The sequence below is a fragment of the Thermostichus sp. MS-CIW-40 genome (genome assembly GCF_054058315.1).
The window spans coordinates 1-20,106 of sequence record NZ_JBSSAC010000050.1 but is presented as its reverse complement, the minus strand read 5'-3'; the positions used below and the strand labels follow the sequence as shown (position 1 = coordinate 20,106).

Below are 20,106 nucleotides of genomic sequence, written 5' to 3'. Positions count from 1 at the left end.
GGCCTGTGGATCGAACTGCACGGGCGGTCGGAAGCAGGAACCCGCCGAGACGACTGCGCAAGGAGCCATCCATGCGTAGCGTGGTAGGAATCTCCAGCCTTCAGGCCGGGGAGGATGTCAACACAGCTTGCCCTCAGGGTCAGCACAGGTGAGAATAAAAAAACAGAGAAGCCATCCTCAAGCTCATTTTTGTCTGCCTGTGAATCCTGTTCGCACCCTCTCCGCCACCAAAGCGGCCTTTTTCAGCGCCTACCCTCGCCCGATCAACGCCGTCTATCGCCGGGTGGTGGAGGAGTTGTTGGTGGAGCTGCACCTGACCACCGTCAACAGCACCTTCGTCTACGATCCGTTTTTTGCCTTGGGGCTGGTCACCCTCTACGACGGGCTGATGGAAGCTTATCACCCCCCTGAGCAGCGAGAAGCCATTTTCAACGCCCTCTGTAAGGCTCTGCACCTCAAGCCGGAGGTGTTGCGCAAGAATGCCCGCGATCTGCTGGAGTTGATGGGAAGCGGGGATCCCCGTCAAAGACTTGATCTCCTCTGTCTCAAGCCAGAGGCGGAAGATGTGGGTGGGTTGAAAGCCATTTTGGAGCGCATGACTCAGCCGCCCTACGCCTACAGCCGGGTCTTAGCTGTTGGCCTTTACACAGCCTATGAAGTTGTGGCCAAGTCCCTTTACGAAGAACCAGAAGAACGCACCCGCCGCTTTTTGGAGAATGTGGTGAGCAAGCTGCCTTTTTCAACAGAGCGGGTGAGAAAAGATCTGGAGCTCTATCGCAGCAGTTTGGATCGCATGAAGCAGGCGCGGGCTGTGGTCGAGGAGATGGTAAAAGCCGCCCGGCGTCAGCAGGAACGCCGCCAATCGGCCGCCTCTTTGCCTGAGACTTCCCTCGGCGACCCAAGCAAGCCTGGCAGCTAAACCCCGGCCCTAAGCCAGATACTGAGCCCAAGTTTCCACCACCTCGGGGGATCCATACCAGCGCCGTCCACCCCGACCGGAATGGTAGCAGCTGGGCAGAGTGAGGTTAACAGCCCCCTGCAGGTGGGCAGCCTCGATGGGGGTAATGCCATCGCCCCACAATTCCCCCTGTCCAGCCGTGAGCCAATAGCTGTTGTAGGCCAGCCAAGCCAGATAATGCTCCTGTCGCCACAGGGATCCCAGACTCAACCTCTGCCCCTGGATGACCCTGCCCGCCACGCACACATATTTGACCTCGGGCCAAAAGGCCCCCGGATAGTGGGTGTTGACAAAGTCCAAATTGCGCTTCGTCCAGCGCTCCCGGCTGGTGTGGGGGGATCCCAAGCTAATCAGCGCAGCGACCTGCTCCCGCCCCTGCCACACCTGTCCCCCATAGGGCACGGATCCCAGGTAGATGCGGGCAATCCAGCCGCCGGCGGAGTGGGCCACCAGGTTAACTCGGTCAACCCCAAACTCAGCGCAGGTCTTTTGGATGGTCTCTCGAAGGGCCCACAGGATGGGAGTGACAGGCCTTCCCCCCAGCGTGGGAAACCAACTGCGCACCTGCAACGGCACCACCCGTGCCGCATAGCCGCGGGCTTCCAGCTCTTGGCGCAGGGGCTCATACTCCGACGCACCGGCCAGATAACCGGGCAAAATCACCACAGGGGCCATACGCTAGCGGGGATACCAGAACATGCCTTTGATCCCCTCAGGGTCGGCGGTGAAGCCCAGCCGTTCGTAAAAGCTGACCACTCCCTGATCGGCAAAAAGGGTGATGTTGCTGATGTCTCGGGCGCGCAGCTCGTGGATCACCTTTTCCATCAGCCGCTTGCCCAGACCCCTACCCTGGAAATCGGGATGAACCACCACATCCCAAATGGTGGCATTGAAAGCGTGGTCGGACGTTGCCCGGGCAAAGCCGATGAGGCGACGGTAGCTGCCCCGCTGCTGCCACATCGACACCACCAAAAAGCTGTGCTGCAGGGCTTTTCTCACCTTGTGAATGGGGCGACGTGACCACCCCACCGCATCGCAGAGCTCCTCTAGCTCGTACAGATCCAAGTTGGGATCCAAGCTGAAGAGGATTGTCTCCCCTCGTACCACCACCGTTTCCTGGCGACGGTCGGCCCTAGCTGTTTGCGCCGGCTCTTTGGTTGTAGCAGCTCCTGCTGACCCGAACAGGCCCTTCCAAAAACTCATGTGAATCGCTGCCGAGTGAAAGCTCACCCCTACTTTGGGTGAGCGTGTCCTCAGTATAGCCAGGATCGGTGGCGGAATTGTTTCCAATTTCTAGGGATCCCCCCGAAGGGGGAACTCATTCTATGTACCAGACCCCGACTGGTACTAATATGGTTTCCAATTTCTAGGGATCCCCCCGAAGGGGGAACTTCTGAACCTAGTTCAGCTACTGTTATCAAAGACCGTGCTGGTTTCCAATTTCTAGGGATCCCCCCGAAGGGGGAACGAAGGTCGCAATCCAGGAGGTAGTCAACAACATTTGTGAAGTTTCCAATTTCTAGGGATCCCCCCGAAGGGGGAACGAGATATCTGCGTCCCCTATATTGATCCATTGCCCCCTGTTTCCAATTTCTAGGGATCCCCCCGAAGGGGGAAAACATCGGAAAGTCAGTCATTGCTCTGCCTCCTCATCGTTTCCAATTTCTAGGGATCCCCCCGAAGGGGGAACTATCACAAAGGGAATTTCATTGAGTCAGTTCCTAAAGGGTTTCCAATTTCTAGGGATCCCCCCGAAGGGGGAACGCTAAGGTATTAAACACCATTCTTGCTACATTATCAGTTTCCAATTTCTAGGGATCCCCCCGAAGGGGGAACTTTTCAATAAGGAGCGTAAAATGTCCAAACGGCGTTGGGTTTCCAATTTCTAGGGATCCCCCCGAAGGGGGAACGGCCTTATAGATGTTGAGGTCGGTCCTCAACACAACCCAGAGTTTCCAATTTCTAGGGATCCCCCCGAAGGGGGAACTTGATCTCTCCTCAAGAGATGTTGAGTCTCGCGAGGTGTTTCCAATTTCTAGGGATCCCCCCGAAGGGGGAACTGGAGTTTGTCAATAAGCCCTTTGAGTGGGCTGAAATGTTTCCAATTTCTAGGGATCCCCCCGAAGGGGGAACTCCACCCCTATTAAACCCAAGCAGGGCAAGGAATGCAAGACCCATTTGCGAGGGATCCGGAAAAAAGTCGGCAAAAAGAGCTGCGGCGAGGGGGTTTTGGGGCTGGAAAGCCTTGTGGCGCAAGGCATCGAGGGATCCGACGAAAGAATCGGCCTTTGCGGCTTTTGGCGGATCGCTCGCGGAGGCGTTGATACCGTTTGGGTGTTGTCTTGGAAACAAGGGTGAGTACCCGAGCCTCAACCGGAGTTTGCGGGGCTTGGCGATTGCCCAAGGCGTGCCCCCTAGCCGCGGGTGTAGCCGGCTGGGGGATGAAAGCAGATACGATGTTTTCAACTTTTCACAGTCGGAGAAATCTCATGAAAAAGTGGATTGCCTCGGCCACAACCCTGCTCTGCTGTGTGCTTGTCCTGGTTCTGTTTTGGCCCCACGTTACCTCTGCCCAGAGGCAGACCCTCAATCTCTACATCTGGTCAGAATACATCGATCCCGACATCCTCACCGCCTTTGAAAAAGCCACCAATAGCCGCGTGCTGGTCAGCGTGTACGAATCCAACGAAGACATGGTGGCCAAACTGCGGGGGGGAGGCACCAGCCAGTACGACATTGTTGTTCCCACCGACTACATTGTGCCCAACATGTTGGAGCTGGGACTGCTGCAGCCTCTCAACAAAGAATTGATCCCCAACCTAAGCAACCTGGGCGAAAAATTTGTCGGCCTGCCCTTTGATCCAGAAAACACCTACACCGCCGCCTATCAGTGGGGCACCACCGGCATTGGCTACCGCAAAGACCGCCTGCCCGAAAACTTTGAACGCTCTTGGGGATTGATTTTCGACCCGCAGCAGCAGTATGGCCCCTTTGTGATGATCGACGAGATGCGCTCCATGATCGGCGCTGCTGCCGTTTACCTGGGCTTCGATATGAACACCACCGTTCGCTCCGAACTGCAGCAGATCCAGCAGCTTTTGATCGACACCAAGCGCCGCAGTGCCGGCCTAATTGGGGGCGTGGGGGGCAAAAACCAACTGGTTTCTGGAACGGCCAATGTAGCCATCGTCTACAGCGGCGATGCCCTGCAAGCTGCCGAAGAAAACCCCAACATCGGCTATTTTGTCCCCCGCGAGGGTGCCCACATTTGGCTGGATGTAATGGCCATTCCCGCCCAGGCCCCCAACCCCGAGCTGGCCAATCGCTTCATCAATTTCATCCTGGATGCTGAAGTCGGCGCTCAACTGAGCAACCACAACCGCTTCGCCACCCCCAACGCTGCAGCTCTGCCCATGATCAACCCAGAAGATCGGCAAAACCCGGCCATCTACCCTGACGAAGAGGCCCTTGCTAAACTCACCTACCTTAAAGTGCTGTCAGGGGAAGAGCTGCGCCTCATCGACGCCCTCTGGACAACCGTGAAAAGCAGCTAGGGATCCCTTGTTAGCTCTCGACATAAAACTTGACACTTTTTAATATCTGAGCCACATTAAAGATGTCACCCGTTGATGGAGCTAGAACCATGGAAAACCAAGAAGCTAAGTTTGGCTTTACCACCTTCGCCGAAAAATGGAATGGCCGTTTGGCAATGCTGGGCTTTGTGATCGGCGTTGCGACCGAGTTGCTGACCGGCCAAGGGATCCTCTCTCAAATTGGCCTGATGTAATCCCAGTAGACCCAAGACACTGCTGTAGATCTTTGCTGTAGATCTTTACAGGCCTGGCTGCGGCCAGGCTTTTGCATCGCTTCCGAATGCAACAGGCATGAAAATTTCTGCTGCATTGCTTCCTAACTCCCCTCTCTCTGGGAGAGGGGGTGGCCACGGAAGCGGCGCCGAGCCTTTGGAATCTATCCTTCCAGATCTCGCAAGTACTGGCGGATATCGGCCAAGATGCGTTCTAGGTCTTCTGGGGCCTGGAGAGCCCGTGCCCATTCTAGGTCATGACCACCTTGGGATCCCTGCTGGGCCAGCGCCACTCCTAAGTGTTCCAGCTCGCGAACCACTTGGCAAAAAGCATTAGCTCCCACGTTGGAGCTGGCTCCTTTGAGGCGATGAGCGATCCGCCGCATTCTTTCTGCGTCGTAACCGGCAATGGCTTGGCGCAATTGCGGCAGCTGGTCTTCACAATCTTGGATGAACACCTGCAATAGCTCTCGCTGAAACCCCCGATCCCCGCCGGAAACCTGATCCAGATAGGCAGAGTCGATGGGATAGGGCAAGGTGGGAGAAGAGGGATCCCGGCTCTCGGCGGGGGAAGCTGGAGAGGCTGCTTCAGAAGCGGCTTGGTTGGAGGATCCCCCTGCAGACTGAGCAATCAGCTGGCTCCAGTGGTTGAGCAACCTTTGCAAATCTTCCTTCAGCACCGGCTTGCTGAGATAGTCGTCCATACCTGCCTGCAGGCAGCGCTCCCTATCCTCCTGCATGGCGTTGGCCGTGATGGCAATCACCACTGTGCGGTGGCCGGATCTCCGTTCCTGTTGGCGTAGGCGGCGGGTGGCCTCGTAGCCGTCCATCACCGGCATTTGGCAATCCATGAGAATAAGGTCATATCTGACCTGCTGCAGGAGATCCAACACCTCCTGACCATTGGCCACCACATCGGCCTTGTAGCCCAAACTCTCGAGCTGGCGCAAAGCCACCTTTTGGTTGACGGGGTTATCCTCTGCCAGCAAAATGCGCAGCGATTGACGGGGACGATCCTCCCTGGGGGTCGTCTGAGGGAGGACGGGACTCATTCCCAAGAGCGAAGTGGATAAACCAGAAGATTTCCCCAGGGCCATGACCAGCGCTTCCTGCAGACGGCTTTGTTTTACCGGCTTAACCAAGTAGGCGGCAAAGCCGATTTCGGCAGCGCGGCGGGAGTGCTCCCCCAGTCCCAGTGAAGTCATCATCACCAGTTGCGTCTCGGCCAGTTGCGGATCTGCCTTGATCCAGCGGCCCAAGGTCTCCCCATCCACCTCTGGCATTTGCATATCCAAAACGGCCAGGGAGAAGGGTCTGCCTTCCCGAACGGCTTGGCGCAGTTTGTCCATAGCCTGATAGGCATTTTCGGCCTCTTCCACCACCATTCCCCAAGCCGTGGCCTGGCAGCGCAGGATCTTGCGATTGGTGGCATTGTCGTCCACCACCAACAGTCGCTTGCCCTGCAGATCCACCGGGATGCGAGCAGAAGGCTGGGCAAGCTGCTGGACGTAGGGCTGCCGCTCCAGAGTCAGCTCGACGCTGAAGGTGCTGCCCTGTCCCTCCTGGCTTTGCAACGAGATGGTTCCCCCCATCAGTTCTGTCAGTTGTTTGCAGATGGCCAAGCCCAGTCCCGTACCTCCGTATTTGCGGGTAGTAGAGGCATCCACCTGGCTAAACGGTTGAAACAGCTTGCTCTGCGCCGCCGCCGGGATCCCGATTCCGGTATCTCTCACCGAGAGCTTGAGGTGGGCATGGGTAGCGGTTTCTTGCAGCACCTCTGCTTGGATCACCACCTCTCCTCGGTGGGTGAACTTAATGGCGTTGCTTACCAAATTGTTGAGGACTTGCCGTAGTCGCGAGGCATCTCCCCGCAGGTAGCGCGGCACTTCCGGTGGCATGAGCACCGCCAGCTCCAATCCCTTGGCGTGGGCAGTGGGGGCAAACAGATCCGCCACCTCTTCCAGACACGAGCGGAGATCGAAATCCAGGATCTCCAGCTCCATTTCCCCGGCCTCCAATTTGGAGAAGTCCAGGATGTCGTTGATGAGGGTGAGCAGCGCATCGCCGCTGACGCGGATGGTCTCTACAAAGTCCCGCTGTTCTGCATTGAGGGGGGTCTCCAGCAGCAGGCCCGTCATCCCCAACACCGCGTTCATGGGGGTGCGGATCTCGTGGCTCATGGTGGCTAAGAAGCTGCTCTTGGCCTGGGCAGCCTGCTCTGCTGCTTTGCGGGCCTGCTCCAGCTCCAGGCTGCGCTTTCTCTCCCGTTCCAAAAGGGCTGCCTGGGTGAGGGCAATGCCAATTTGGTTGGCCAACTGCGACAGCAGCTCCATCTCAAACGGCTGCCACTGACGCGGGCCAGAGCACTGGTGGGCCAGCAACAACCCCCACAACTGCTGCTCCAAAAACAGCGGCACCACCAAGTTGGCCCTGACCTGCATTTTTTGCAGCAGCTCTAGGTAACAAGGCTCCAGTCCTTCACTTTCCACATCGCTAACAACGCGAACGCGGCCCTGGCTGTAGAGCTGGGCGTACTTTTCCTGAAAACAGGGATCCTCGATCACCTCTCCCAGCAAGGAGGGGATCCCCGGCTGAGTTTTCTCGTTGGAGATGATCCCAGAACCATCCGGCTGGAAGCGATAGACCAAAACCCGGTCGGCTTTGAGCAGGGCTTGGATTTCTGTTACCGCCGTCTCTAGGATCTCGGCGATATCCAAAGATTCGCGGATCTTCAAGCTGAGATTGGCTAGCAACTGAGCCCGGCGGTTTTGCCGCTCCAATTCCTCTGCCGCTTTCTTCTGCTCGGTAATGTTGCGGAAGATGCCTCGCGTAGCCACCATCACTCCATCTTCAAAGCGGCAGTTGACATTGCCCTCCAACCAAACAGTTTCACCAGTGGCCGTGAGGAAAGCTGTCTCTACCCTCTCCAGTTTCTCCCCTGCTAGAAGCTTCTGGAAAAGAGCCTGGCAGTGCTCCAGGCAGTCGGGATGGAGAATGTCGAAGAGGGTCATCTGATAGACCTGAGCTTCGTCGTAGCCCAAGGTCTCTTTCCAAGCGCGGTTGACATATAAAAAGTGCCCTTCAGCATCCACGCTTTGGATGAGGTCAGTGGCATTTTCAAAGAGATCCCGGTAGCGCTCTTCACTTTCTTTTAGGGCTAGCTCCGCCAGCCTACGGTCGGTGATGTCGATGCCGGTGCCCATGACAAACTCCACCTCGCCGGCAGCGTTGATTAGGGCGGTGTTAGACCAAGAAATAAGCCGCAGTGCCCCTTGCTTGGTGCGCCAAAAATTCTCATGGCGATTCAAAAAGAGGGAATGATTGCCCTTGAGCTGTTCAAAAGCTTGCTTCACACCAGGCACATCTTCCGGTGGGATCAAACCTAAGTCCCATAGCAGCCGGCCCTTGACCTCTGCCAGCGAGTAGCCAGAAAGCTGCTCGGCAGCGCGGTTGAAGCGCAAAATGTGTCCCTCAGGATCCAGAACCACCACCAGCGCCCCTGCCGTATCGATAACCGCGTTGGTAAAATCTCGCTCTTGCTTGAGGGATCGTTCTGCCTCTTCTCGCTCGGCAGTCTCCCGGCGGATGAGGAAGTAAACCGAGGCCAAAACCAGGTAAGTAAAAATGAGCCCGCCAAAAGCAATGAGATTGGTTCTAACCCAGGTTAACTGCAGTTCCTGATTGCGTTGCTCCAGAAGGCGATTCTCCTCCTGCTGCAGCACCCGAATCAACTCGACAATTTGCTCCATTAACCTTGGCCCTTCGCTGCTTTCTAGAGCTTCCTGAACGGCAGGTAGCCCCTCTTGCTCCCTCAGTTGCTCCAGCAGCAGCTCTAGGCGCTTCAGGCGCTCTTGCTGCAGGGGGTTGTCAGCAGTGAGCTCTTTCAACAAGCGCAGATGGGTGGAGGTGGCTTCAAGGCTGGCTTGGTACTCACTGAGATAGCGAGGATTATTGGTCAGAAGATAACCATATTGACCGGCTTCGGCGGCGCGGGTTTCCGCCAGCAATCCCTCCAAGCTTTGGATTGCTTTCAGAGTGTGGGCCACTCGTTCTGTAAGCTGCGGCAGTTGAGAGGCATTCCGCTGAGCTGAGTAGGTGATCCCGCCCAAAAGCAAGGCAGCCAGGCCAAAACCGGCGGTAACTTTGAGGAGAAAGCGGTTTTTGCGGGCAGGTTTAGTATCCCCCGACTTAGGCAGCAGAGGCGTCTGAGCCAGTTCCCTCAAAGTACGGCGCAGCTCCAGTTGGGCCACCACCTGATGGGCCAGGGCTTGTAATTGCTCCAGTTGTTCTGGGGTCAGGTGCCGAGGCTGATAATCGACAACGCAAAGCGTGCCCAGGGCCTGCCCTTCTGGAGTTACCAAGGGAATGCCAGCGTAAAAGCGAATGTGGGGCTCTTGAGCGACAAACGGGTTATCGGCAAAGCGGGGATCCTGAGTGGCATCGGGCACCACCAGCGGCTCTTTAGGCGACAAGATGGCGTGGGCGCAGAAGGCCACATCCCGTGGGGTCTCCTGCACATCGACGCCGAATTTGGCTTTAAACCACTGGCGGTGTTCGTCGATAAGGCTGACCAGAGCAATGGGCGTGCCGCAGATGTGGGCAGCCAGCCGCACGAGTTCGTCAAAGCTGTTCTCAGGAGCGGTGTCCAAAATCTGATACTGCCGCAGGGCAGCCAGCCGCTGCTCTTCGTTGGGAGGGAGGGGGGCCTTAGGCATAGGTCAAACTAAGCGGAGAGGAAGGGTTCCGATCCCCCGATCTCGGAGGTCGATAGTCTCAAGGTAAAAGAGGTAACCCCAGCATAACTTCCAAGCCTCTCCACCGGAAGCTACAGGGATCCGATCCCCAAGCTTGCTTCCTGTTGGATTAGTTTGCTACATTTTCGCCATGCTGGTGTCAGCTACTCTGGCTTCTGCAGGCGAGCCGAGATGAGGGGAGGGTTGGAGCTGTAACTGGCCCAGAGTTGCCACAGCCAAGTGTAGGAAAGGCCAGCTTGGCCCAGGTCTCAGTGTTTACACTGATGTCAAAGAAAGCAAATGGGACCACGAGCCCCTGCTTGGTGGGCCTACCGCCGGGCCTACCTAAGATAGGTTCATTTATACTTAACTTTTACTTTGTATGTTGCAAGTAGTCTCAATAAAGTAGGCTCTCAGTTGAAAGTTTTTGGCAAAAGACTTACCATAAAGTGACGGGCTGCCCACAAGGAGAGTAGTGTTCACTATGCAGAAGCTTCAAGATAGCTTGGTCAAAGCCCTCAGTATTGATGGGGCATCGGGTGTGGCGCTGGGGGACTGGAAAACAGGGATGTGCTTGGGGTACAAAGGCACCAACAGTCCCGCCTTCCCAGAAGCGAACTTGGAACTGGCAGTTGCCGGAAATACAGAAGTAATTCGCGCCAAAATGCGAGTTGCTGAGTCTCTTAAGCTTACTGACAAAATCGAGGAGGTTCTTATCCTGCTGGAGACTCAGTACCACCTAATGCATCTAGTCCAGCACATCTCTGGTTTGTTTTTCTATCTGGTTCTGGATCGAGAGAAAGGCAACTTGGCCCTTGCCCGCATCAAGCTTGGCCAAATCGAAAAGGAGCTGGCCCTCTAGAAGTGGAGGTGAAGCCGGACAACCTGGCAGTATCCCCTGAAACCCATTTTGGGGGAGTGCGGAACCGGGGACTTGAACCCCGATGGCATTGCTGCCACTAGAACCTGAATCTAGCGCGTCTACCATTCCGCCAGTTCCGCGGTGATCTACAAGTCTGCCCAAAGCAGGGGATCCCTGTCAAGGCTGGCAAAAGGGATCCCTTGCCGGCGGCTCTATCTGTGCTAAGCTCTGCTGCGCACAAGATTAAAGCCGATAACGCTGACCTTGGCCGACTTTACCTTTACTTGTGAGGGCACTTGCCCCCACACTCAAGCGCGGGCAGGATACTTCGTCACCCCCCACGGTGGGATCCCAACCCCTTGCTTTATGCCGGTGGGAACTTTGGCCAACGTGAAAACCCTCACCCCCGCCCAGCTCAAGGAAACGGGCGCCCATATTATTCTCAGCAACACCTATCACCTGCACCTACAGCCCGGCGAGGACATCATTCAAGCGGCAGGGGGGCTGCACCGCTTTATGGGCTGGTCGGGCCCCATCCTTACCGACTCAGGGGGCTTCCAGGTCTTCAGCCTCAGCGCCATTCGCCAAATCAACGAGGAGGGAGTGACGTTCCGCTCTCCTCTCGATGGCCGCATCATTCACTTCACCCCAGAGCTATCCATCCAGATTCAAAATGCCTTGGGTGCCGATGTGATCATGGCCTTCGACGAGTGCCCGCCCTACCCTGCCAGCCCTGAGGAAGTGGAAGCAGCGGTGCGGCGAACCACCCAGTGGCTGAAACGGTGCGTGAAAGCCCATCGCCGCTCAGATCAGGCTTTGTTTGGCATTGTGCAGGGGGGAGTTTACCCTGAGCTGCGCCGGCGGGCGGTGGAAGAGGTCTGTCGGTTGGATCTGCCGGGCTATGCCATTGGCGGGGTGAGTGTGGGGGAGCCGGTCGAGTTTATGCACGCCGTTGTGCGGCAAACAGCCCCTCTACTGCCGGCAGATCGCCCCCGTTATCTCATGGGGGTGGGCACCTATGCAGAGATGCGGGCTGCTGTGGCCGCCGGAGTGGATTTGTTTGACTGCGTGATCCCCACCCGCTATGCCCGCCATGGCACGGTGATCAGCCGGGGCAAACGCTGGAACATCAAAAATGCGGAACACCGCCGCAGCCTGGATCCCATCGATCCCGATTGCCCCTGCTACACCTGCCGCCACTTTAGCCGAGCCTACTTGTGCCACCTCATCCGCGCCCAGGAGATCCTGGGCTATACCCTGCTTTCTATCCACAACATCACGGAGCTGATGCGCTACACCCAAAAGATGCGCCAGGCCATCTTGGAAGGCCAATTTCATGAGCACTGGGATCCCTGGAGCTAAGCCGGCCGGGAGATTTGTCTGGAAGCATCTGATCCATTTTGGTAGAATAAGTACATGGGATAGTACGTGCATTTAAGCTATCCCATGTAGCCGCAGGAAGGAGTCAGATCATGGCTATCCGAACCCTCAGCAGCGTGATTGAACAGCACATCGCCGGCCTTCCGGGCGTGGTTGCTGTTTTGATAGGGCGGGCCACTGATGGTACCACAGTAGCCAAAGTAACCTACGTCAGCGATTCCCAAGAGGAGCAGGCCCTAGAACTTTTGGGCACCTATGCCAGCGACCTAGTCCAGGCCAACAGTCGTCTATGCCAGCTTGTCAGCTCTGACCAAGAGGCGGACTACCTTTTGGCCGGCACTTCGGCGTTGCGGGTTGTCATCAAAGCGTTTCCCAAAAGCCCCTACTTTGTGTTATTCCTGACCCGTTCCATCACCGACCTGAAAGCGATTTCAGACCGGATTAAGGCCATCTTGATCGACGGAAAACCGCTGCTGCCCCCTGTGCAGGACAGCACTATGTCTGTGGCTCAGGCTTTGATGGACTATGCCAAGCGCTACGCTCCGGATCCTAACTTTGTGGCCCTGCGCCTGTCTTTGAAAACGGGCCTAGACCGCAACCGTCTCGAAAAGGGCACCCTGACCCGACAGGAGCTGCGCATTCTTTACAAAGCGGTAGCAGATCTTTTGGGCCGAGAGCGTCTGCCTATTGCCATGCCGGCCTGAGTAGTTCAAAATAGCTAGCAAGCTTTGTCCAGGGGTAGTTGCTACACCTGGAAGGCTTTTTTAGGTTTACTTTAAGTTTATTTGCTCGCGCTTAAACCCTTTCATCTCGACTGCGACCGCAGGCTCGTCTCTTGAAGGCTGAGTTTGGGGGACGGGCAATCTCTTGCAATCTCAATCTCTATCTGGAGGCAAACTGGTGACCATACGTACCCTTATCAGTGTGGTTGAGCAGCACATTGCCGGTCTTCCGGGCTTGATCGCAGCTTTGGTGGGGCGAGTAACCGATGGCGTTGCAGTGGCTAGGGTTGCGTACACCAACGATGTGCAGGAGGAAATCTCTCTGGAACAGTTGGGCAACTACGCGGCTGACTTGATACAAGCCAACAATCGCCTCTGCCAGTCGGCAAGCGCTGACCAAGAGGGGGACTACCTTTTGGCAGGTACTTCGGCGTTGCGGGTTGTCATCAAAGCGTTTCCCAGAAGCCCCTACTTTGTCTTGTTTCTTACCCGCTCCACCACCGACCTTAAGGCGATTTCAGAGCGTATCAAAGCCATCCTAATTGATGGAAAACCATTGTTGCCCCCTGTTCAGACACCACTGCATCCACTGCTCAGGCTTTGATGAGCTACGCCAAGCGCTACGCCCCGGATCCTAACTTTGTGGCCCTGCGCCTGTCTTTGAAAACGGGCCTAGACCGCAACCGTCTCGAAAAGGGCACCCTGACCCGACAGGAGCTGCGCATTCTTTACAAAGCGGTAGCAGATCTTTTGGGCCGAGAGCGGCTGCCTATTGTCATGCCGGTCTGAGTAGTCGAGAATAGCTGGCGAGGTTTGTCTGAGGGCAGTTGCTGCGCTTGTGGGATCCCCTATTGTTTATCTGAGTTCACTTGCCTATGCTTGAGCATCTACATCTCGACCGCGACCGTAAGCTCATCTCCCTGTTTGGAGAGCCGGTTATCTTCCACTGCCATCACTACAACCTCTTCCTGCAGCAGACTATTGAAGATCCCGACTGGATCGATGGAGTAGGGATCCTGCGCACCGCAGCCCAGGAGATCTTTTACAGTCTTCTGTACGGGGCTTTCAAGGCTCTTGGCATTCAGGAGACCCAAGAGCGCCTGGCAGTGGCAGCTCAGATCTTCAGTTTTTTAGGATTTGGGCGGCTGGCGTTTGAGGTGACACCTTCAGGCGGGGAAGTGCAGCTTACCCATTCTCACTATGCAGAAGGTTGGCTGAGCAAGTACGGGGATCAGGTCAACCGCACACGTCCCATTGACCACTTGGCGGTGGGCTATGTGGCGGCAGCTCTGGATGCCACGTTTGGCGAGCTGGGAAGCTACGGGGCAGAAGAAACGGAGTGTATGGCCGTTACGCGCAAGGATCACTGCGTGATCCAGGCCACTCGGCTGCCAAAGCCTCAGTCGCTGACTCCCAGTCCAGGCATGGGCAAGCTTATTGAGCAGCCAACCCAGTTCCCGCAGCCCGTAACGGCAGTGGACTATGACGCGGTCAACGAAGCTCTGTGGGGCTTGCCTTTGGCCGGAGATGAGCGGGGGCAAATTCGCGCGTTTAACGTGTTGCTAACGCGCATGCCTGCCAACTACTGCAACCGCATTCAATATCGCTTTTTACAGGAGCTGAAGGCGGTGCAGGCTGAGCTGATGGGGGTGGGGGAAGCTCTCATCCGCGAGTCGGGGCATGTTTGTGTCTTCTACACCTTCGGCAACATCATGGAATCGGTGGAGTGGGAAACCCTGGTGGGGCCGATGCTGGAGAAGGACACGGACTGGATCCACGGCGGCTATGCGGTGGCCAGCAGCCTGGGGTGGGGTCGCTGGCAGGCTTTGGAGGTGGTGAGCGGCCAGTCTTGCCGGGTGGCCATTGATGGCAACTACGAAGCCAACTACTTTTTGGCTTCCTACCCACGGGCAGAAGATCCCGCCTGCTATTTTGCTCAAGGGGCGGTGCCGGCGATAATGAATCTGGTCTACAACGGCAACATCCAGCAGAAGCCGGTTTTGGATCAAGTCTTCTACAACCGCCTCTTCCAGCGGGGTGGGCTCTTCCACGGCCAGGAGACCAAGGCCAGAGAGAAGGGGGATCCCTGGTGCGAGTTCTACGCCGCTCGCGTCAGCGGGACGGAGTCCTTGCGGATGTAGGGATCCATGCAGGTGCGTGTCCTCAGGCGGCGGGAGTGTGGAGCGGGGTGGGCCACCGACCTGCTGCTGCCACGTTGCCTTGTCTGGTCAGAGGTAGAGGCTCTGGCCCAGGAATGGGGAGCCGCTTGTCGCTGTTTTCAAGGGCAACTGGTGTGGCTGGATCTGCCCTCAGGCCGGATTACGGCTTCGTTGCGGGTGCCCCGCCTGACGTTGCGACTCCACGATGCTAACGCTGAGGCGCGGATCCTAGATCGCTTGCAGCAGTTGGCGAAGTCTGCTGATTCCAAGGCAGAGGAGAGTTGAGGGCAAGCCTGGCGCGAACATCCTATCCTGCCATGGCAAAGAGGGCGCTCCAGTCGCGGTTGGGAACGCCGGGCTTGGCGATGATCTCAAGGATGCGATTTTGGGCAGCGGGCTGGAATAAACTTTCGACGGCCACTTGGGCTACTTTCGTGCGGGGGATGCTGCCGTCAAAGAGGGTATCCGCCTTGGATAGGACAATGCCATCGTCGTTGTCTTGGTTTTTTAGGCCCCCCGGTCGAACGATGGTGTAGGTGAGGCCGCTTTTTTGCAGGTATTCTTCTGCGCGTTTTTTCCACACCAAAATCAGCCAAAACAAATTGAGGGGGTGGAACAACTGAGACACGCACAGAGAAGAAATCAAAACAAAGTGTTGGATCCCTTTGGCTTTGGCCACATCGACCAGGTTCTTGGTGCCTTCATAATCCACTCGGTAGGGCTGAAAGGGATCCCAACTGGGCCTAGCACCTGTAGCACAGAGCACCACTGTGCATCCTTCCATGCCCGTCTCCAGCGTGGCCGGATCCAGCACATCCCCCACCACCACTTCCGCTTCGGGGGGCAGAACCCGTGCGGCCAGCTCGCGGCTGCGCACCAGCGCCCGTACCGGGATGTCGCGGCCCACCAACTCTTTGACAATGCGGCGTCCGGTTTCTCCTGTAGCCCCTGCAACAAAAGCCTGCATAAGTTTCTCCTGCAAAGCTGCTTATACCCGGCGTAGCTATTCGAGGATTTGCGGTGGCCCCATCTGCCATTATCTTCCCAAAATCGGCCTCAGGTTCCATCCTTTCCATGACAGGATGGTAGGGATCCTGCGCCCCAGTTCACCCAGTTCATCAGATGGTTGCCCAAGCTGCTCCTACTGCCTACGAGGCCCAAACCCAAGCTCTTGCCCAATCTCTGTTCGCCTCTCTTTCGGGAGAGAAGAGATCCCTGCTGGCCCAGTGGCGGGATCAACTGCGCTGGGAGGACAAGCTGCTGGCCTGGGCGATGGAAAACCCCCACTTGCGCACCCAGTTGTTCCGCTTGATCGATGTCTTGCCCAGCTTGAAAAGTAAGGCTGAGGTGGCCCGCCATTTGCAGGAGTATCTTTCAGATCCGGCGGTGGAATTGCCGGGAATGCTGAAAAGCCTGCTCAACTTTGCAGACCCCGACTCCCTGCCAGGGCAGTTGGCTGCCAGCACCCTAACCGCTGCCGTGGAAGCCTTGGCCCGTCGATACATTGCCGGAGAAACCCTGCAGCAAGTCAGCAAAACTCTGGAAGCTCTGCACCGGCAGGGTATGGCTTTCACGCTGGATTTGCTGGGGGAAGCCGTCATCACCGAAGCGGAAGCCCAATCCTATCTGGATCGCTATCTGCAGGTGATGGAGCATTTGGCAAAGATGGTCAAAACCTGGCCACAACCGCAGCCGGTGCCGCAAGTGTCGGTGAAGCTGACAGCCTTCTATTCCCAGTTCGATCCCATCGATCCCCTGGGGGCCAAAGCCAAAGTGGGGGAACGGATTCGCATCCTGTTGCGCCGGGCAGAAGCTCTGGGAGTCGGGATCCATTTCGACATGGAGCAGTACCGCTACAAATCCCTCACCCTGGCCATTTTGCAGGAGCTGCTGCTGGAGCCGGAGTTCCGAGGCCGCACCGACGTTGGCCTGACGCTGCAGGCCTACCTGCGGGATAGCTACACCGATCTGCAAAACCTGATCGCCTGGGCCAAAGAGCGGGGATCCCCGGTGACGGTGCGCTTGGTCAAGGGGGCCTACTGGGATCAAGAGACCATCTTGGCGGCGCAAAAGCACTGGCCACAGCCGGTTTACAACAGCAAGTCTGCTACCGACGCCAATTTTGAGCGCATGACCCAGCTTTTGTTGGAGCACCACACCCATCTCCACGCCGCCATTGCCAGCCACAATGTGCGCTCTCAGGCCAAAGCCATTGCCATCGCCCAAGCGCTGGAGGTGCCCCAGTCTGCTTTTGAACTGCAGGTGCTCTACGGCATGGCCGATCCCCTGGCCAAGGCCTTGGTGCAGAAGGGACAGCGGGTGCGGGTGTACTGCCCCTACGGGGAGCTGCTGCCGGGTATGGCCTACCTGATCCGGCGTTTGCTGGAAAACACCGCCAACACCTCTTTCCTGCGGCAAAGCGTTCAGGGCTACAACCCCGAGCAGCTGTTGGCCCCGCCGGTCTTGGACGAGGGATCCGTTTTCCAGGCTCCTTCCCTCTCGTTTGCCGCCGCTCCCGATACGGATTTCAGCCAGCCCCAGCAGCGGGATCCCTTTTTTCAGGCATTGGACAAGGTTCGGCCTCAATTGGGTCAGAGGGTTCAGCCCTGGATTGCCGGAGAATATCGCCCCACTCGACAAGCGATGCTCTCCCTCAACCCTGCGGATCCTGAACAGGTGGTGGCGGAAATTGGGTTGACCGAGCTGGAACAGGTGGAGCAAGCCTTGGCAGCGGCCCAAGCCAGCTTCCCCAGCTGGAGGCGCACCCCCGTTGCCGTGAGGGCGGGGATCCTGCGGCGGGTGGCGGAGCAAATCGAAGCCCAGCGGGCGGAGCTGGCTGCCTGGATGGTGCTGGAGGTGGGCAAGCCCATTGCCCAGGCCGATGGGGAAGTTTCCGAGGCCATCGATTTTTGCCGCTACTACGCCCAACAGATGGAGGCTCTGGAGCGGGGACGGGAGTGCAACCTGCCCGGCGAAACCAACCATTACCACTACCAGCCCCGCGGTGTGGCGGTGGTGATCGCCCCCTGGAACTTCCCCCTCTCCATCCCCTGTGGCATGACAGCGGCGGCTTTGGTGGCCGGAAACTGCGTGCTCCTCAAACCGGCGGAGCAATCTTCGCTGATCGCCGCCAAACTGGCGGAGTTTATCCTCAAGGCCCTTGCCGAAGCTGGGATCCCGGAGGGTGTTTTTCAATTCCTGCCGGGGGTGGGCGAAGCCATTGGCCCCCTGTTGGTTCAAGACCGGCGGGTGCACCTGATTGCCTTCACCGGATCCCAGGCGGTGGGTTGCCAGATCCTCGCCCAAGCCGCGCAACTGCAGCCGGGCCAGCACCACATCAAACGGGTCATTGCCGAGATGGGGGGCAAAAACGCCATCCTCATCGACGAAAGCGCCGACCTGGATCAGGCGGTCAAAGGAGTGGTCAACTCCGCCTTTGGCTACAGTGGCCAGAAATGCTCCGCCTGCTCGCGGGCGATCGTTTTGCAGTCCATTCACGACCTGTTCTTGGGGCGGCTCATCGAGGCGGTGCGCTCTTTAAATGTGGGGGATCCGGCCCACCCCAGCACCCAAGTTGGCCCGGTCATCGATGCAGAGGCCCAAGCTCGCCTGCACCAGGCCATTCAATCGGCCCAAGCCTATGCCCGTCTCGACCTCAGCCTGCCCGTGCCGGAAAAAGGCTACTTCGTCGGCCCCACTGTGTTCAGCCAGGTGGATCCCCAGTCAGAGCTGGCGCAGCGGGAGCTGTTTGGCCCGGTTTTGGCGGTGATCTCAGCGCCGGACTTTTCTTCTGCTCTGCAGATGGCCAATGCCACCCCCTACGCCCTCACCGGCGGTCTCTACAGCCGCACCCCTTCCCACATTCAACAGGCTCGCCAGGACTTTGCCGTCGGCAACCTCTACATCAACCGCGAGATCACCGGGGCGTTGGTGGAGCGGCAGCCCTTCGGCGGCTTCAAGCTCTCCGGCGTGGGATCCAAAGCCGGCGGCCCCGACTACCTGCTGCAATTTTTAGAGCCGCGCACCGTAACCGAAAACACACAACGGCAGGGCTTTGCTCCCATCGAGGGATCCTGAGGATAGGGCTTGGGAAAGCTCATTGGACAGGCTTGGCCACATCCCCAACCTTGAAGCCTGCCCCGCTGAGAATGCGTCCCACACTGGAGCTGTCATCCACCTCCGTCAGTTGGACCTGTCCGGCTGGCTCAGTCAATTTGCGCAAGACTGTCCCCGTGGCCGGATCCTTCACCTCGCGGACGACGCGCTCCACAGAAAGAATCAATCCCACCCGATAGCCATCGCGGCTGCCTTTGTTCAGGATCACCTGGTTGCCGTAGACATCCGCCACCAAGGCGTCAACCGTTGGCAGAGAGCGAGGCTGAGCTGCCAAGCGCCCGGCAAAACCGGCCAACTGCTGGGCAATTTGCTCCACCGCTTGTTGGCTTGCCAATACCAACAGCTTCTCTTCGTTGCTGGTGGCGGATCCCCCGCCAAAGCCGGCAACCGTGACCGTGCTATCCGACTGGCTGGCGTTGCCTTTGCCCTCGACCACGGCCAAGATCTCGGCAGTACTGGTGCTCACCAAGCGGGCATTCAGCTGCACGTTGGCATCGGCATCCACTGACTCAGCCCCCACCGCCAGCGGGAAGCTGCCGAAGGGAGTTAAGACCGGTGCCCCACCCCCAGAACGGCGCACAGACACATCAAACTGGGTCACACTGCCGAGGATCACCGCATCGACCCCTAGGATCCGGCCTACCTGAGCAGCGGTGTTGGCATCCAGTCGACCGGATAGACCCAGGTTCTGCTCGGCCAAGATCGCGTCCAGCCGCGAGCGCTCGATGACGGAAAAGGTGCCATCTCTCACCAGCCGATCCACCAACAGGTCGCTCACCCCCCGAGAAGCCTCGCGGAAGCTGTAGGGATTGCTGAGGCTGCTGAAATCAAAGTCCAAGACTGCAATCCGAGAACGGGATGTGGGTTGCGGCGCTTGTCCCACCTGTCTGGGGGCAGAGAGGGTGCAGCGAATGTCTTGGGGAAATTGCTGGCAGAGGGCTGGATTGGCGGATTGGGCCACCACCGGGATCCCTGTCCAGCCTAGGCTTACCAAAGGGATCCCGAACAGCAAAACGGAAGAGAGGTTGCGCATGGTTAAACGATCTCCTAGATCTGGGAAGTGGCCACAGTTACTCTCAGCTTGCACCCAAAAGAGCTTCAGGGCGGTGACCGGTATCACCTGGCAGCTAAGGGCTAAGGATCCTGACGTCGCCTGTTCCCAGAAGATGCCCTACACTCTACCGACTACAAGGTTGTTGAAAAAAGGGATTGAGAAGGTTTGTATAGGAGAGTTGACAAATCTCAACCCTGTTGAGCAAAGGTACTCGCTCTCTGCAATTGACATCCTCCCCGGCCTGAAGGCCGGAGATTCCTACCACGCTACGCATGGATGGCTCCTTGCGCAGTCGTCTCGGCGGGTTCCTGCTTCCG

At 57.6% G+C, this 20,106-nt stretch carries 17 protein-coding genes, 1 tRNA gene and 1 CRISPR repeat array; of the genes, 12 read left to right on the top strand and 6 right to left on the bottom strand.

Going from position 1 to position 20,106, the window contains the following annotated elements; translation table 11 throughout:
* The first annotated feature begins 199 nt into the window (after positions 1-199).
* The gene (gene psb29 / locus ACVWXF_RS12445; RefSeq protein ID WP_041436186.1) at positions 200-919 is read left to right on the top strand and encodes a photosystem II biogenesis protein Psp29; all 720 of its coding nucleotides are present in this window, start codon (positions 200-202) and stop codon (positions 917-919) included.
* Positions 920-928: 9 nt separating this feature from the next.
* On the opposite strand, the gene ACVWXF_RS12440 is transcribed toward psb29, so the two are convergent.
* Positions 929-1,633, bottom strand: coding sequence for an esterase/lipase family protein (locus tag ACVWXF_RS12440; protein WP_457474545.1), 705 nt, complete (start codon positions 1,631-1,633; stop codon positions 929-931).
* A gap of 3 nt (positions 1,634-1,636) precedes the next feature.
* Positions 1,637-2,161: a GNAT family N-acetyltransferase gene (locus tag ACVWXF_RS12435; protein WP_414343795.1), complete on the bottom strand. Its 525-nt coding sequence runs from the start codon at positions 2,159-2,161 to the stop codon at positions 1,637-1,639.
* Between the two features lie 79 nt (positions 2,162-2,240).
* Positions 2,241-3,091: a CRISPR direct-repeat array (repeat unit 36 nt; unit sequence GTTTCCAATTTCTAGGGATCCCCCCGAAGGGGGAAC).
* A gap of 356 nt (positions 3,092-3,447) precedes the next feature.
* On the opposite strand from ACVWXF_RS12435, the gene ACVWXF_RS12430 reads away from it, so the two are divergent.
* Complete coding sequence (locus ACVWXF_RS12430; RefSeq protein WP_148202683.1) at positions 3,448-4,512, top strand: polyamine ABC transporter substrate-binding protein; 1,065 nt, start codon at positions 3,448-3,450, stop codon at positions 4,510-4,512.
* 89 nt (positions 4,513-4,601) lie between these two features.
* A complete protein-coding gene (locus ACVWXF_RS12425) occupies positions 4,602-4,745 on the top strand; it encodes a chlorophyll a/b-binding protein (protein WP_041436191.1) in 144 nt (47 codons plus the stop codon).
* A gap of 182 nt (positions 4,746-4,927) precedes the next feature.
* Here ACVWXF_RS12425 and ACVWXF_RS12420 read toward each other — a convergent pair whose 3' ends face one another.
* On the bottom strand, positions 4,928-9,478 hold the full coding sequence (locus tag ACVWXF_RS12420) for a GAF domain-containing protein (protein ID WP_457474544.1): 4,551 nt from the start codon (positions 9,476-9,478) through the stop codon (positions 4,928-4,930).
* A 502-nt stretch (positions 9,479-9,980) separates the two neighbouring features.
* On the opposite strand from ACVWXF_RS12420, the gene ACVWXF_RS12415 reads away from it, so the two are divergent.
* Positions 9,981-10,358 (top strand): hypothetical protein, encoded by a 378-nt coding sequence (locus tag ACVWXF_RS12415; RefSeq protein WP_457444976.1) that lies wholly within the window; start codon positions 9,981-9,983, stop codon positions 10,356-10,358.
* A gap of 57 nt (positions 10,359-10,415) precedes the next feature.
* Here the strand turns inward: ACVWXF_RS12415 and ACVWXF_RS12410 are convergent.
* A tRNA-Leu gene (locus tag ACVWXF_RS12410) sits at positions 10,416-10,498 on the bottom strand.
* A 124-nt stretch (positions 10,499-10,622) separates the two neighbouring features.
* Between ACVWXF_RS12410 and tgt the strand changes: the two genes are divergently transcribed.
* The 6 genes from tgt to ACVWXF_RS12380 all read left to right on the top strand — a co-directional run bounded on the left by tgt (position 10,623) and on the right by ACVWXF_RS12380 (position 14,904).
* Entirely contained in the window at positions 10,623-11,720 is a 1,098-nt protein-coding gene (tgt, locus tag ACVWXF_RS12405; RefSeq protein WP_457394513.1) for a tRNA guanosine(34) transglycosylase Tgt, read from the top strand.
* A 110-nt stretch (positions 11,721-11,830) separates the two neighbouring features.
* Positions 11,831-12,442, top strand: coding sequence for a hypothetical protein (locus ACVWXF_RS12400; RefSeq protein ID WP_457444978.1), 612 nt, complete (start codon positions 11,831-11,833; stop codon positions 12,440-12,442).
* A gap of 196 nt (positions 12,443-12,638) precedes the next feature.
* Positions 12,639-13,064 (top strand): hypothetical protein, encoded by a 426-nt coding sequence (locus tag ACVWXF_RS12395; protein WP_457384861.1) that lies wholly within the window; start codon positions 12,639-12,641, stop codon positions 13,062-13,064.
* On the top strand, positions 13,064-13,249 hold the full coding sequence (locus ACVWXF_RS12390; protein ID WP_457444980.1) for a hypothetical protein: 186 nt from the start codon (positions 13,064-13,066) through the stop codon (positions 13,247-13,249). The genes ACVWXF_RS12395 and ACVWXF_RS12390 overlap by 1 nt, the downstream gene beginning before the upstream one ends.
* An 86-nt stretch (positions 13,250-13,335) precedes the next feature.
* Positions 13,336-14,601 carry a hypothetical protein gene (locus ACVWXF_RS12385; RefSeq protein ID WP_457474543.1) on the top strand — a complete coding sequence of 422 codons (1,266 nt, stop codon included), beginning with the start codon at positions 13,336-13,338 and terminating at the stop codon, positions 14,599-14,601.
* Between the two features lie 6 nt (positions 14,602-14,607).
* The gene (locus ACVWXF_RS12380; protein ID WP_414423703.1) at positions 14,608-14,904 is read left to right on the top strand and encodes a hypothetical protein; all 297 of its coding nucleotides are present in this window, start codon (positions 14,608-14,610) and stop codon (positions 14,902-14,904) included.
* A gap of 22 nt (positions 14,905-14,926) precedes the next feature.
* Here the strand turns inward: ACVWXF_RS12380 and ACVWXF_RS12375 are convergent, their stop codons facing one another.
* Positions 14,927-15,586 (bottom strand): SDR family oxidoreductase, encoded by a 660-nt coding sequence (locus ACVWXF_RS12375; protein WP_457474542.1) that lies wholly within the window; start codon positions 15,584-15,586, stop codon positions 14,927-14,929.
* A 155-nt stretch (positions 15,587-15,741) separates the two neighbouring features.
* On the opposite strand from ACVWXF_RS12375, the gene pruA reads away from it, so the two are divergent.
* Positions 15,742-18,696, top strand: a complete 2,955-nt coding sequence (pruA, locus tag ACVWXF_RS12370) for an L-glutamate gamma-semialdehyde dehydrogenase (RefSeq protein WP_457474541.1) — start codon at positions 15,742-15,744, stop codon at positions 18,694-18,696.
* A 19-nt stretch (positions 18,697-18,715) separates the two neighbouring features.
* Here the strand turns inward: pruA and ACVWXF_RS12365 are convergent, their stop codons facing one another.
* Complete coding sequence (locus tag ACVWXF_RS12365) at positions 18,716-19,768, bottom strand: CsgG/HfaB family protein (protein WP_457474540.1); 1,053 nt, start codon at positions 19,766-19,768, stop codon at positions 18,716-18,718.
* Between ACVWXF_RS12365 and ACVWXF_RS12360 the strand changes: the two genes are divergently transcribed.
* Positions 19,767-20,106 (top strand): hypothetical protein (locus ACVWXF_RS12360; RefSeq protein ID WP_457474539.1); only part of this gene is annotated, 340 nt, incomplete at its 3' end. The genes ACVWXF_RS12365 and ACVWXF_RS12360 overlap by 2 nt on opposite strands.